Here is a 14680-nt window from a genome sequence, read left to right on the forward strand (position 1 = left end):
AAAAGAAGTATATTTAAGATTACTAAATTTTATAATTATGGGTATAAAGAGCTTTCAAGGTGCAAGAAGACAACAGTCGAATGCGGCAGATGATACACCACTAAAGGTGAGCGACTATATGACTAGAACTTTAATAACTTTTACACCAGATCAAACTATTGAAAGTGTAATGCAAAAGCTTATTAAAAACAGAATTTCTGGTGGACCTGTTGTTAATGAAAAAAATGAATTAATTGGGATTATTTCTGAAGGCGATTGTATAAAACAAATTAGTGAAAGCCGCTATTATAATATGCCGATGCAAGACAAAACCATTGAAAAACATATGGCTACCAATGTTGAAACCATCGATGGTAATATGAATATCTTTGATGCTGCTAGTAAATTTGTAGAAGCCAAACGCAGACGATTCCCAATTGTTGAAAATGGTAAGTTGGTTGGCCAAATTAGCCAGAAAGATGTTCTTAAAGCAGCAATGAAATTAAAGGGCCAAACTTGGAAATAATATCAACTATCTCTTTTCACCAAAGCATAATAGTCACCTTCTAAAGGCAAATACCCTTGGTCGTAAACAAAATAATAAACGGTGCCGGCTTTGGTCTTATAAATACTTGTAAAATAGTTAAAGTCGAATCCAGCTTCAATAAGTTTAGCTCTCGAGGTTTTTGTTTTTTGCTGGGGGTTTAGCATTTCAAGAATACGGTAATTCTTTCTTAGCCTATTGTTAGTATTTCGTATTAGGTTTTTACTGTCCTTATTTACTTTATTATTGTAAGCATTTCGGCAACCGTCGCTACAGAATTTTTTATCCATTCTACCAACAATTTTATCGCCACACTCTAAACATTGTTTATCCATAATTTTCTTTCTTTAATTGATACCAATTTATCATTTCATTGTCATAAATAAACTGTTCAATATACTTTAATCCTATTTTTTGTAATACTTTATTGGAGGCAACATTACCCATTTCTGCTGCACCACACATGGTTTCAATGTTTAGCTTGGCAAAGCCAAAATCTAAAACAGCTTTCGAAGATTCTGTAGCATAACCTTTACCCCAGTATCGCGGGATAAATCTATAGCCAATGTCATAAAAATCTCTTTTAACTCCTAACTCTTCTTTATCACCAATATTATATTTAATACCAGACCAACCTATAAAGTCACCCGAAGATTTTTCTATAGTCGCAAAACGTCCAATAGACCTTTCTTCATATTGTTTTCTAATAAATTTAATAGAGTCTCCAGCTTGTTTTAACGTTTTAATAGGATTTTTACCCAAATATTTATGCACATCTGGATTGGAGTCTAATTCGAAAATCCCTTGAGTATCTGACTCTAATAAATCTCGCATTATAAGGCGTTCTGTTTCTATGTAAAATGTCATTTTTCTAATGATATTAAAACCAAGTTGTCAATTAGTTCGTTCATGTTTAATGACGTTGCTGCGTAATCACAATTAAACTGAATAGCGGCAGCAATTTTTTTATTCGGATAGTAGATAAATATAGAATTAAACCCAGGCATAAATCCAGAATGGCCATAGGCTTCCCCTAATTTAGAGTCGTATATAAAACTTCCCATACCGTACGAGCTTTTATTTTCTATATTAAGACCATTGGAATTTGGTGTTGTTATTTTTTTTAAAGCAGATTTTGAAAAAAGTTTTCCTTCATAATATAGTTTTGCCCATTTTGCTAAATCCGATGTTGTGGAAGCCATTCCGCCTCCAGTCCATTCAACTTGTGGATTAATAAAATACTTCCCATTTTCAACAGTTTTGTTTGGAACAAAGAATGTTTCAAGTAATTTTGAATAGCCAACAGCCAGATTTGGAATTGATCGGGTTAACGATGGATGTGTATTAGGCAGTTGATTAGGTTTTAGTAATTTAGATTGTACCAAATCATAATAATTTTCCGAAGTCATTTTTTCAATTAACATCCCAATTAAAATGTAATTCGTATCTGAATAAGCCCAACTCTCTCCAGCTTTATGTGCAGAATCTTCATTAAAAATAAATGAGAGCCTATCTTTGTAGGACCATATTTTATTTGGGTTATTATAAAGGGTTTCCCAAACTTCTGTTTTAAGAACATATCTTGGTAATCCGCTAGTATGTTGAAGCAACATTTCAATGGTAATGTCTTGTATGTTAGCCAGTTTTTTTAACCAATCTATTTCTGGGAAGTAATTTATTAGCTTTTCTTTTAAATTTACCTTACCTGCATCAACCAACTGCATTAATAGTGTCACGGCATAGGTTTTGCCTATACTACCAGAAAAAAGTGTATGACTGGTTAATAATGGTAGTTTTTCTTCAACATCGTTAAACCCAAAAGCATAATTTTTACTTGTTCCATCGCTATGGATAATTGAAAAGCACAATCCGGTTAGATTATTATCCTTTAAAGTTTTTGTAACTGTATCAGCAAGAAGTTGCTGTTCTTGTGCTACAATAAATTCGCTAATGATTAAGCTTAAAAGAAGAAATATAAAAGAATGTAATTTATGTTTCATTTGTTAATTTGTTTACCAATTTCCAGCATATTGTAAATCAATACCTGATTTCTCTGCTAAATATTGGTATTGATATCTTAAAATTTGACGCATATGCAAATAATCGTGGGCAAGCCAATTGGTTAAAAATAATTTGACAGACATATCGCCAAGAATCCGATGTACAAATATGTTATCCCAATTAGCTTCAGTTTTAGATTTTAACCATTCAATAGATTTATCGCGTTCTTCTAGAAAAGTATTTACCGAAGCTTGGTAATTTCGAGAGGCATAATTACGTTCTTTTACCCAATCATTAGGGCTTATTGGTATCATGTCCTGTGCAGGAGATTCGAGTACATGATTTGCTCTTGCTCTAAAATCTTCAACTTCTTCATCTATTAAATGGCAAACAATTTCGAGTAAACACCATTTTTCAGGTTGTGGTTTCCATAAATATTCCGCTTCAGTTTTATTTTTTAGAAGGTTTTTAAAAACACCTTTATTCGTTTCTAACTGCGTAGTAATAGCTTCAATAATCATACTATTCAATTGATATTGATGCTAATATAGGAAAAATCTATTCGTTTACAAACGACTACAAACATTTACAAACGATTTTAAATAAGTAACAACCGAATATTATTTGGAAGCCGTCGCATTTTTGCCATGTCGAAACATAAGAACTCGATAGTATTAACTGTTTAACGATAAAATTTAAAATTATGAACACACTTAGAAACAAAGTACAGTTGATTGGTAACTTAGGAAACGATCCAGAAATCATCAATCTAGAATCAGGAAAAACGCTTGCGAAATTTAATATTGCAACTAACGAGAGCTATACAAATAATAAAGGTGAAAAAATCACCGATACGCAATGGCACAATGTTATCGCTTGGGGGAAAACGGCACAAATAATTGAGAAGTATGTAACCAAGGGAAAAGAGGTTGCCATTGAGGGAAAATTAACTTCTAGAAGTTATGACGACAAAGAAGGAAACAAGCGCTACATTACAGAAGTTGTATGTAGTGAATTACTTATGTTAGGGAAATAATAATGTTTCTTTTAGCGGGTGTCAATAAGTAATTAGGCACCCGCTATTTTTTATTTTATGGCTGTCTTATAATTTCAAGACTAAATCAATTATAAAGATTCGCTTATAAAGGCTTTTTTGTTTAATTATTCACAATTAGAATTCATTATACGGAAAAAATTAATAAAACTTTAGCAAGCCTGCCATCGTTACTCCAAGCTTTAGTATTTTTATAGCTAATTTTATTAGATTTTAAAATGTCAGTAGAGCCAAAGTTAACCAGATTTAATCAGAGTGTTTTATCAAAATATCAGATATACAATAGTATATTCATGACGCTGCCTTTTGATGCTGTAACTAAAACAGGGGTTCTATTACCTCTTTTTCATGAAACTTGTAAAAAAGGGTTTAAACAAGGCGATGACCCTACTACAATAGTTGAAACATTTTTCAAAAAATACCAAGCCAGACGAAATAAACAAAGCCAAATAAATTTATTGTTCAGGTTTATTCAATATATAGAACGGCAGGTGGTATTGTTTGACGCTATTGAAGATGCTGCATTTCCAGTTGTAAATAACATGGAAGGCGTTGGGACATTAAGAAATCTGAAAGGGTCTGCAATGTCTGAAGGTAAACTAGAAGAATTACAAAATTATCTTGAAGAGTTTAAGGTTCGTATTGTGTTAACAGCTCATCCTACGCAATTTTATCCTGGTTCAGTACTTGGTATTATAACTAATTTAACCGAGGCTATCCAACAAAATAATTTGTCTGAAATCAACAATTTGTTCGGACAATTAGGAAAGACACCTTTCTTTAAACATAAAAAACCAACACCTTATGATGAGGCAAAAAGTTTAATCTGGTATTTGGAGAATGTGTTTTATAAAACGTTTGGAGAAATATACAATTACATTCAGACGAATATTTACGATGACGGTAAGAAACATAACGAGATTATTAATGTTGGTTTTTGGCCTGGGGGTGACCGCGATGGAAACCCTTTTGTAAAGCCTGATACAACACTGAAAGTTGCTCGAAAATTAAAGCAGGCGATTCATAAAAAATACTATCAAGATTTAAAAGATTTAAGGAAGAAACTTACTTTTAGGGGGGTCGAAGAACGCATTATACGTTTAGAAACCATGTTTTATAATTATAGTACAAATCAAAAAAATGTAGAGGAAGACACCATGTCTTCTAAAGAATTTATAAAAGAGTTACTTAGTATTAGAAATATTATTGTTGACCAACACCAGTCATTATATGTTAGTGACGTTAATAATTTAATAAACAGAGTTCATTTATTTGGGTATAATTTTGCGACACTTGATATTCGACAAGATAGTAGAATCCATCACTCTGTTTTTTCAACGGTAATAGATCATTTAATAGCGTCTGGAAATTCTTCTTTCCCAAATAATTATCACGATCTTTCTGAAGATGAACAAATTAAAATTTTAGCTAAAGCCGATGATGATATTACTGATTTAGATGTATTTGAAGATGAAATGGTTTCTAATACGTTAAAAACCATTGCCATTATTAAGGATATTCAAAAAAGTAATGGTGAAAGTGGTGCTAATAGATATATTATTAGTAATAACCAGACTGCATTAAATGTGATGCAATTATTTGCTATGCTTAAAATAGTCGCTTTTAAAGATGAATTAACGGTTGATGTAGCACCATTATTTGAAACCATTCCTGATTTAGAAAATGCGCCAGGAGTTATGGAGCAGTTGTATACCAATCCAGAATATATGGCTCATTTACGAGCTAGAGGGAGTAAGCAAACTATTATGCTAGGTTTTTCAGATGGTACAAAAGACGGCGGATATTTAATGGCAAATTGGGGTATTTATAAAGCTAAAGAATTGCTTACAGAAATGTCCAGAAAATATGATATTACTGCTATATTTTTTGATGGTCGTGGCGGACCACCAGCACGTGGTGGCGGAAAAACACATCAGTTTTATTCTTCGCTAGGACCAACCATTGAAGATAAGGAAGTTCAATTAACAATACAAGGGCAGACCATTAGCTCTAATTTTGGAACACCAGATTCTTCACAATATAACTTAGAACAACTTATAAGTTCTGGTATAAAAAATAGAATTGACGGTGATAAAAACATCATGTCTGGTGAAGACAGATTAGTCATGACAGATTTAGCTGAAACTAGCTACCAAACATATAAAGATTTTAAAAGCCATGCGATGTTTATTCCATATTTGGAGCGCATGAGTACCTTAAAATACTATGCTAAAACAAATATAGGGAGCAGACCTTCTAAGCGCTCTAAATCTGATAAACTCATATTTTCAGACTTAAGAGCTATTCCTTTTGTTGGATCTTGGAGTCAATTAAAACAGAATGTTCCAGGATTTTATGGGGTAGGGACAGCATTGAAAAAATATGAAGATAGAGATGAATTTGATAAGGTAGAACAGCTTTATCATAATTCTAAATTCTTTAGAACATTGTTAGAAAATAGTATGATGTCATTAACAAAATCTTTCTTCGATTTGACAAAATACATGTCCAAGGATGAAGAATTCGGTGGGTTCTGGAATATTATTTATGATGAGTACCTAACTACAAAACGACTTCTTTTAAAACTTACTGGTTATGATGAATTGATGGAGAACGAACCTTCCGGAAAAGCATCTATTGAAGTTAGAGAATCGATTGTATTACCATTGCTTACCATTCAGCAATACGCTCTTAAAAAAATTCAAGAACTTGATAAAGCAGGTGTTTCAGCTGATGATGAAGAGAGAATGATATTTGAAAAGATCGTTACCCGCTCATTGTTTGGAAATATTAATGCGAGTAGGAATTCGGCTTAGTTAGAATCTTAAAAAAATACTATATTTAACGCTTATACCGGATTTGGGATAAGCGTTTTTTTATATCCTTAATGTAAATGAATTGTTAATTCAAAGTATCGCCACCTTTTTCTCCTGTTCTTATTCTGTAGCTTTCTTTTATTTCTGAAACAAAGATTTTACCATCGCCTACATTACCCGTACCAGCAGAATTTATGATAGCTTTAATTGTAGCTTCTTCAAAACTATCGTTTACAACAATTGAGAGGTGTCTGCGCTGAATATCATTGGTGCTATATGAAATACCTCGATAGACATGCCCTTCTTTTTCGTTTCCTATACCCGTGACATCCCAATATGAGAAAAAATTAACACCAATCTCATGTAGTGCTTCTTTAACTACTCTGTACTTAGACTTTCTAATAATAGCTTCTATTTTCTTCATGATTCACTAATTGTTTATGACTTTCTATAAAAGTAAATAATATTAACAACATTTTAAAGTATTAGCATGGATCAAGTGGGTTATATAACAAAAAAAGGGTGCCTTGTATAAGACACCCTTTTTAACACTAACTAAACTAAATTTTAATGCTCGTTCATTCTAAAATCTGAATAAGCACTCATTCCATGCTCATGAGCATCTAATCCTTCCAATTCTTCTTTTTCAGAAACTCTAATACCAACAGTTTTCTTTAAAATAAAGAATATTAAGAACGATGAAGAAATACAAATTGCAGCATAAGATAAAACACCTACTAACTGACTAACAAATTGATCCATTCCCGCTAATTCTCCAAAGATACCAACTGCTAAAGTTCCCCAAATACCACAAACTAAGTGTACTGCAATTGCTCCAACAGGATCATCTAATCTTAGCCTATCAATAAAGCTCACCGCAAATACTATAATAGCACCAGCTATAGCACCAATGATTATAGCATCCTCTGGACTCATTTGGTCTGCTCCAGCAGTAATACCAACTAATCCTCCTAAAATACCATTTAAGAACATTGTTAAATCTAAATTCTTATATCTTATGAACGAAACTAAAGATGCAACTACACCACCAGCGGCAGCTGCTAAGCATGTAGTAACTAATGTCAATGATGTTAATGCGGGATCAGCAGAAAGAACAGAACCTCCATTAAATCCAAACCATCCTAACCATAAAACTAATACACCAGCAGTTGCTAATGGTATATTATGGCCTGGAATTGCTTGTGGTTTACCATCTTTGAATTTTCCAATTCTAGATCCTAATAACCAAACAGCAACTAAAGCTGCCCATCCACCTACAGAGTGCACTAGTGTAGAACCTGCGAAATCATAAAAAGGAGTTTCCCTCATATCTAAGAATCCACCTCCCCATTTCCATGATCCAGCAAGTGGGTATATAATACCAACATAAAGTACTACAAATATCATGAATGGTCCAATTTTAATTCGCTCTGCAACAGCTCCTGAAACAATTGTTGCAGCGGTAGCAGCAAACATGCCTTGGAACAAGAAATCTGTCCACCATGTATAACCACCATCAGCATATTCTGGAGTCATTCCGTTTTCTGGCGGAGCAATTCCAAATCCAGCAAAATCAAAGAAACCAGAGGACCCTTCTGCGAATCCTGGGTACATTAGATTAAAACCTATTAGGTAGTATAATAATAACCCAACTGTGATAATGAAAATATTTTTAAATAAAATATTAAGTGTATTTTTTTGTCTTGTTAACCCAATTTCTAAAAATGCAAAACCTGTATGCATGAAGAAAACGAGTGCTGTACAGACCATCATCCATACATTATTAGCTGTAAATAATCCTTCCATAATTAAATTATTTTAAATGTTATTATTTTAAAGTGTCTCCACCCTTTTCTCCTGTTCGTATTCTGTAACATTCGTTGATATCAGAAACAAATATTTTTCCATCTCCAACTTCGCCAGTCGAAGCTGACTTAATGATGGTCTGTATAGTTACTTCTTCAAAATCATCATTTACAACGATTGCTATATGTCTACGTTGAATATCACTCGTACTATATGATACACCTCTATAAACATGTCCTTCTTTTTCATTCCCTAAACCAGTTACATCCCAGTAAGAGAAGAAATTAACCCCAACATCGTGTAAAGCTTCTTTCACCACACGATATTTTGATTTTCTGATAATTGCTTCAATTTTCTTCATGATTAATTATTTAATTAGTTAATTAAGAAAATTGCAAGCTCTCTATATCAATAGAGAACTTGCATTTGTTTCTCCTTTTATTTTTATGATTCTGTATTCTTAGAATGCATAGATTGCGGCTAAAGTAAAAGCAGCAAGATTATCTGTTGCTAATCCATCAGAGTCAACATATGGCATTGCATCACTCCAAGAGTCTAATCTAATTTCTGGCTTAATTGTTAAGTTTTCAACATCTAAACTTCCAGTTAATGTTAAACCAAGAACACTTTCTTCTGCTGGGTTAGCATCACCGTGTAAACCGAATAACTCACCTCTTAGGCCAAGAGAAAAACTATCAGAAGTTGCTACTTGTGGATATAATGCAGCACCGTAGAAACCAGAACCATCATTATCTTGATAAGCAGCATTGATACCTAAGAAAAAAGAATCAGACAAATCGAAACCACCGGTATAATCTATTTCAAATCCAAGCACTTCTTTATTGTCATAGTATAAGTTTAAGTACTGACCATAAAACCCTAATTGAGCGCCAAGTGCATAATCACCAGTCATGTTATTATTAACATCAGTTGCATTCATTAACGCCAACATTAAGCTAACATCATCAGATAAAGTAAAATCAGCTTTTAAACCAACGTGAGAGAATGGACCGTTTGAAAATAAATAAGATGTACTATAGTTAAAGTTTCCTGTTGGAGAAATAACTTCGTAACCTAGGTATGTATTAAAACGACCTAAAGTTAATGTAGTGCCTTCAGAAACATTCCAGTAAGCATATAGTTGATTAATAAATACATCAGAATCTCCACCAACGGCTTGAAGTCCTCTTGTACCAAATGCTAAATCAGCAACTGCTCCAGTTTTTTCTCCTTCGTAAGAAGCAACAATGTTAGCCATACCTAATGCAAACCCTGTTTGATCTGCAAAAGAAGTGCCAAATGGCATGTAGTTGTTGTCCGAAGCCGTTAAGTACGTTTGATAATATGCATCCACACTACCACTAATAGTAAGTTTTTTTTCTGTTGCCTCTTCTTGAGCAAATAACGCTGTTGCTACAAAAAGCATTGAAAGTGTAATAATTTTTTTCATAATTGTTTTCATTTTAAGTTGTTAATTTTATTAGACCCGAAAATTGATTAGTTTTTTGTTTTTAAGTTATTTAATCAGATCTAACTTTTCTTAATGAACGAAGCAAAACTATGTGAAAAAGAATTAACCCCCATAAAAAATAGGGTAGATTGAATGATTTTTATCAATATTTTAATTTTTGCCCTATTTTTTTAATGGTATATGTCAATTAGCTTGATATTTTGTCATTTCGACAAATAAAAAAATTGAATTATTGTCAGTATTTCACAGTTTTTAATAATGTTATTTCGAAGAAAGCATGGTATAGCTACAATAAATTTAGATATCTCTAATTGGAGGTGTTTTTTGTCATTGAATATTTATTAATAAATTCTATTATTATTGATATATAATTATTTTTATATTCACTTCGCCTCTAAAATCGAAATAATGAAATAGCCTTTATTGTAATTCAATTACTAGTGCATATCTTAGCTTTTCGACTCTAGTTTAGAACTAAAAATTGTTGATTATGCTGAAGAAACAAGGACTGTATTTACCTGAATTTGAACATGAAAATTGTGGCGCTGGTTTTATTTGTAATCTTAAAGGAGAAAAAACAAATCAAATCATCCATGACGCTCTAGAAATTCTAGTAAAATTAGAACACCGAGGTGGTGTAAGTGCCGATGGAAAAACTGGTGATGGTGCTGGTCTATTAATTGATATCCCTCATGATTATTTTAAACGAGTAAGTGGTTTGCCTATTCCGGCTCCAAGAGATTATGCTGTGGGTATGGTATTTTTACCTAAAGTAAGGAATCAATATAAATATTGTAAGGATACTTTTGAGAGAGAAGTTGAAGCCCAAGGGCTATCTGTTATCGGATGGAGAAAGGTGCCCGTTGATTCAACACAATTAGGAGAAATAGCAAAAGCGTCAGAACCAAATATCGAACAACTTTTTATTGGTAAAACTGAGGATATAACGGAAGCCGATTTTAAAGCTAAATTATTTGCAGCTCGTAAAATTACAGAACACGAAATAAGCAATTCCAAAATTTCTGAAAGCGGGTATTTTTATGTGCCTAGTTTATCTACGACAACCATTATATATAAGGGCATTATAATGCCTGAAGACATTGGTCCTTACTATACCGATTTGCAAGAAATTGATTTAGTAACAAGATTGGCTCTTGTGCATCAACGTTTCTCTACTAATACTATGCCAACATGGGAATTGGCTCAACCATTCCGTTTTATGTGTCAAAATGGAGAAATAAATACGCTTCGTGGAAACGTTAGTAGAATGCGAGTTCGTGAAGAAATTATGAAAAGCGATGTTTTTGGTCCTCAAATAGACAAATTATTTCCAATAATATTGCCTGGAAAGTCAGATTCAGCATCAATGGATATGGTAGTTGAATTATTAACGCATACAGATAGGTCGTTACCAGAAATTATGATGATGATGATTCCTGAGGCATGGGAAAAACATAAAACCATGTCTGAGGATAAAAAGGCCTTTTACGAGTATAATGCTTGTATTATGGAACCGTGGGATGGCCCTGCATCTGTACCGTTTACAGATGGTGATTATATTGGTGCTTTATTAGATAGAAACGGATTAAGACCATCAAGATATACAGTAACTAAGAGTGGTAAATTAATCATGTCCTCAGAAATTGGTGTTGTTGATATCGAACCAGAAGATGTTGAAAGTCACGGTCGTTTAGAACCTGGAAAGATGTTTTTGGTAGATATGAATAAAGGGCGCATAATAGAGGATGAAGAAATAAAATCAAAAATAGTTTTAGAAAGACCATATAAAGAGTGGTTAGCCAAAACACGACTGCACCTTAAAGATGTGCCTTATACAAGTGAGACCTGTCCAATTGAAACAATCGACATAAAAACAAGACAGCGATTATTTAATTATACTTTCGAAGATATTCAAGAGGTTATTACTCCCATGGCAATTGTTGGTAAAGAAGCTTTAGGTTCTATGGGAATCGATACGCCATTGGCCGTATTATCAGATAGACCGCAACTTATTTCAAACTACTTTAAACAATTATTCGCACAAGTAACAAATCCGCCATTAGATGGGATTCGTGAAAAAATAGTAACAGATATTAGTTTAAATTTAGGTAAAGACAGAAATATTTTCAGCATTACAGAAAGACAGTGTAGAAAATTAAAAATACAAAACCCTGTTATTTCTAATGCCGATTTAGAAAAAATTAGAAGTATTTCAATAGAAGCTTTTAAAGCTGAAACTATTGAGATATTATATCCAAAAGCTAAAGGGCTTAATGGACTTGAAGATGCCTTAGAAGATATTATATTACAAATTGAAAAAGCTTTAGAAAGAAAAACAAATATTATTATTCTTTCAGATAGAGGTGTAAACCAAGAATTTGCTCCTATTCCTGCTTTGTTAGCCTGTTCGTATGTTAACCATCAATTAAATCGTTTACGTAAACGTTCTTATTTCGATATTATTATTGAATCAGCAGAACCTCGTGAACCGCATCATTTTGCAACTTTATTTGGTTATGGAGCTAGTGCCGTTAATCCATATATGGTAAACGAAATTATTAGAATGCAAGTTAAAGAAGGCTTTATAACTGGAATGGACGAGCAAAAGGCGGTTGATAATTTCAACGAAGCTATAGGAAAAGGTATTTTAAAAATAATGAACAAAATAGGAATTTCAACATTACATTCTTACAGAGGTTCACAAATTTTTGAAATTGTAGGGTTTAATTCTCAATTTGTTGAAAAATACTTTCCCTATACAGCTTCAAGAATTGAAGGGATTGGTTTATACGAAGTTGAAAAAGAAATTGATCAACGCTATAAACAAGCCTACCCAGACAATTCTATTGATAAAAATTTAGGCTTAAATATTGGTGGCGATTACAGATGGAGGCGTAATGGGGAGCGCCATTTATTCAACCCAACAACCATTTCTAAATTACAACAGGCAGTTAGATTAAGTGATCAAGCTAGTTATGATGTTTATGCCAGAGCTATAAATGAACAAGCCGAAAACTTGATGACTATTCGTGGGCTATTCGAGTTTGATAATTTAGATCCTATTTCTATTGATGAGGTAGAACCTTGGACAGAAATAGTGAAACGTTTTAAAACGGGAGCAATGTCTTACGGCTCAATTTCAAGAGAAGCCCATGAGAATTTAGCTATTGCCATGAACCGAATTGGAGGTAAATCAAACTCTGGTGAAGGTGGTGAAGACAGAAATCGTTTTCATCCAGATGTAAATGGCGATAGTCGTAATTCTGCTATAAAGCAAGTAGCTTCAGGCCGTTTTGGCGTGACTTCGCATTACTTGACAAACGCTAAAGAGATTCAAATTAAAATGGCACAAGGTGCTAAACCCGGTGAAGGCGGGCAACTGCCAGGGTATAAAGTACTGCCATGGATTGCAGCAGCACGTAATTCAACACCTTTTGTTGGGCTAATTTCACCTCCACCACATCACGATATATATTCAATTGAAGATTTAGCACAATTAATATTCGATTTAAAAAACGCAAATAGAGAAGCCAGAGTTAATGTAAAACTAGTATCTGAAGTTGGTGTTGGTACTATTGCTGCTGGTGTAGCCAAAGCAAAAGCTGATGTAGTTTTAATTTCTGGTTATGATGGCGGAACAGGAGCATCACCGCTTACATCATTAAAGCATGCTGGGTTACCTTGGGAACTTGGTTTAGCCGAAGCACAACAAACCTTAGTTTTAAATAATTTAAGAAGTAGAATTGTTGTAGAATGTGATGGTCAATTAAAGACGGGACGAGACGTTGCTATTGCTGCTTTATTAGGAGCTGAAGAATTTGGCTTTGCTACTGCCCCTTTAGTAGCCTCTGGATGTATTATGATGCGTAAGTGTCATTTAAATACCTGCCCTGTAGGTATTGCAACTCAAGATAAAGAATTGCGTAAAAACTTTAAAGGAACGCCGGAACATGTTATTAATTTTTTCTTCTATATAGCTGAAGAATTAAGAGGAATTATGGCGCAATTAGGATTTAGAACGCTTGGGGAAATGGTAGGACAAACTCATAAAATTAATGCTAATAATGCCATAAATCATTATAAAGCTAAAGGTTTAGATTTGTCTAGTATTTTACACAGACCAGCAGCATATAGAAACATGACTGTAAAAAATACTCAAAAACAACAACATGATATAGATGATGTTTTAGACTTTACCATATTAAAAGATTCGCATCGTGCTTTGTATAGAAAAGAACAAATGACGCTTGCATACCCTATAAAAAACACAAATAGAACCGTAGGCGCCATTGTTAGTAATGAGATTTCCAAAATTTACGGGCACCTGGGGTTACCAGAAAACACTTTGAATATTAACTTTAATGGATCTGCAGGACAAAGTTTTGGAGCATTTGGTGCTCACGGTTTAACATTTAAGCTTGAAGGAAATACAAACGATTATTTAGGTAAGGGGTTATCTGGAGCAAAGCTTATTGTTAAAAAACCTGCTAAAGCTGATTTTATAGCAGAAGAAAATATTATCATTGGCAATGTTTGTTTATTTGGTGCAGTTCAAGGTGAAGCCTATATAAACGGAATTGCAGGCGAGCGTTTTGCAGTTAGAAATTCTGGCGCTATTGCAGTTGTAGAAGGCGTGGGAGATCATTGCTGCGAATATATGACTGGTGGAAAAGTTGTGGTTTTAGGCAATACAGGTAGAAACTTTGCAGCTGGAATGAGTGGTGGTATTGCTTATGTTTATGACCCTGAAAACAAATTCGTAAATGGTTTATGTAATACAGAGACTATTGAGTTCGAAGATATTTTACCAGAAGACGCTGCCGATTTAAAAAGCTTAATCGAGAAGCATAAATTGTACACAGACAGCAAACTTGCTACAAGATTATTAGATAATTGGGATACCAGCTTAGGGAACTTTGTAAGAGTAATGCCAATTGAATACAAGCGAGCTTTAAAGCGAATAGAGACTGAAGAACCAATGGTAGAAGAATTAACAACAACATAATGTC

The 14680-nt window shown here is 33.5% G+C and carries 12 protein-coding genes; 4 read left to right on the plus strand and 8 right to left on the minus strand.

The window, feature by feature from the left end; all coding sequences use genetic code 11:
- Positions 1-37: 37 nt before the first annotated feature.
- Positions 38-505 (plus strand): CBS domain-containing protein, encoded by a 468-nt coding sequence (locus AC2D6V_RS05165; RefSeq protein WP_484646983.1) that lies wholly within the window; start codon positions 38-40, stop codon positions 503-505.
- Between the two features lie 2 nt (positions 506-507).
- Here AC2D6V_RS05165 and AC2D6V_RS05170 read toward each other — a convergent pair whose 3' ends face one another.
- The 4 genes from AC2D6V_RS05170 to AC2D6V_RS05185 are packed head-to-tail and all read right to left on the minus strand — an operon-like array spanning position 508 to position 3045.
- On the minus strand, positions 508-858 hold the full coding sequence (locus tag AC2D6V_RS05170; RefSeq protein WP_298237684.1) for a hypothetical protein: 351 nt from the start codon (positions 856-858) through the stop codon (positions 508-510).
- Positions 851-1390 (minus strand): GNAT family N-acetyltransferase, encoded by a 540-nt coding sequence (locus AC2D6V_RS05175; protein ID WP_484646984.1) that lies wholly within the window; start codon positions 1388-1390, stop codon positions 851-853. The genes AC2D6V_RS05170 and AC2D6V_RS05175 overlap by 8 nt, the downstream gene beginning before the upstream one ends.
- Positions 1387-2523: a serine hydrolase domain-containing protein gene (locus tag AC2D6V_RS05180; RefSeq protein WP_484646985.1), complete on the minus strand. Its 1137-nt coding sequence runs from the start codon at positions 2521-2523 to the stop codon at positions 1387-1389. Before AC2D6V_RS05180 ends, AC2D6V_RS05175 begins: the two co-directional genes overlap by 4 nt.
- Positions 2524-2535: 12 nt before the next feature.
- Positions 2536-3045: a DinB family protein gene (locus AC2D6V_RS05185; RefSeq protein WP_484646986.1), complete on the minus strand. Its 510-nt coding sequence runs from the start codon at positions 3043-3045 to the stop codon at positions 2536-2538.
- A gap of 182 nt (positions 3046-3227) precedes the next feature.
- Here AC2D6V_RS05185 and AC2D6V_RS05190 point away from each other — a divergent pair, with 182 nt between their 5' ends.
- Positions 3228-3560 carry a single-stranded DNA-binding protein gene (locus AC2D6V_RS05190; RefSeq protein WP_484646987.1) on the plus strand — a complete coding sequence of 111 codons (333 nt, stop codon included), beginning with the start codon at positions 3228-3230 and terminating at the stop codon, positions 3558-3560.
- A gap of 236 nt (positions 3561-3796) precedes the next feature.
- Positions 3797-6394, plus strand: a complete 2598-nt coding sequence (locus tag AC2D6V_RS05195) for a phosphoenolpyruvate carboxylase (RefSeq protein ID WP_484646988.1) — start codon at positions 3797-3799, stop codon at positions 6392-6394.
- Between the two features lie 85 nt (positions 6395-6479).
- Here AC2D6V_RS05195 and AC2D6V_RS05200 read toward each other — a convergent pair whose 3' ends face one another.
- The 4 genes from AC2D6V_RS05200 to AC2D6V_RS05215 form a co-directional block, all read right to left on the minus strand.
- Positions 6480-6818 (minus strand): P-II family nitrogen regulator, encoded by a 339-nt coding sequence (locus AC2D6V_RS05200; protein ID WP_484646989.1) that lies wholly within the window; start codon positions 6816-6818, stop codon positions 6480-6482.
- Between the two features lie 143 nt (positions 6819-6961).
- Entirely contained in the window at positions 6962-8200 is a 1239-nt protein-coding gene (locus AC2D6V_RS05205) for an ammonium transporter (RefSeq protein WP_484646990.1), read from the minus strand.
- 22 nt (positions 8201-8222) lie between these two features.
- Complete coding sequence (locus tag AC2D6V_RS05210; protein WP_484646991.1) at positions 8223-8561, minus strand: P-II family nitrogen regulator; 339 nt, start codon at positions 8559-8561, stop codon at positions 8223-8225.
- 99 nt (positions 8562-8660) lie between these two features.
- Positions 8661-9650, minus strand: a complete 990-nt coding sequence (locus AC2D6V_RS05215) for an outer membrane beta-barrel protein (RefSeq protein WP_484646992.1) — start codon at positions 9648-9650, stop codon at positions 8661-8663.
- A 511-nt stretch (positions 9651-10161) separates the two neighbouring features.
- Between AC2D6V_RS05215 and gltB the strand changes: the two genes are divergently transcribed.
- Complete coding sequence (gene gltB, locus AC2D6V_RS05220; protein WP_484646993.1) at positions 10162-14676, plus strand: glutamate synthase large subunit; 4515 nt, start codon at positions 10162-10164, stop codon at positions 14674-14676.
- The last annotated feature ends 4 nt before the right edge of the window (positions 14677-14680 follow it).

The sequence above is a fragment of the Algibacter sp. YIN40 genome (assembly GCF_057219435.1).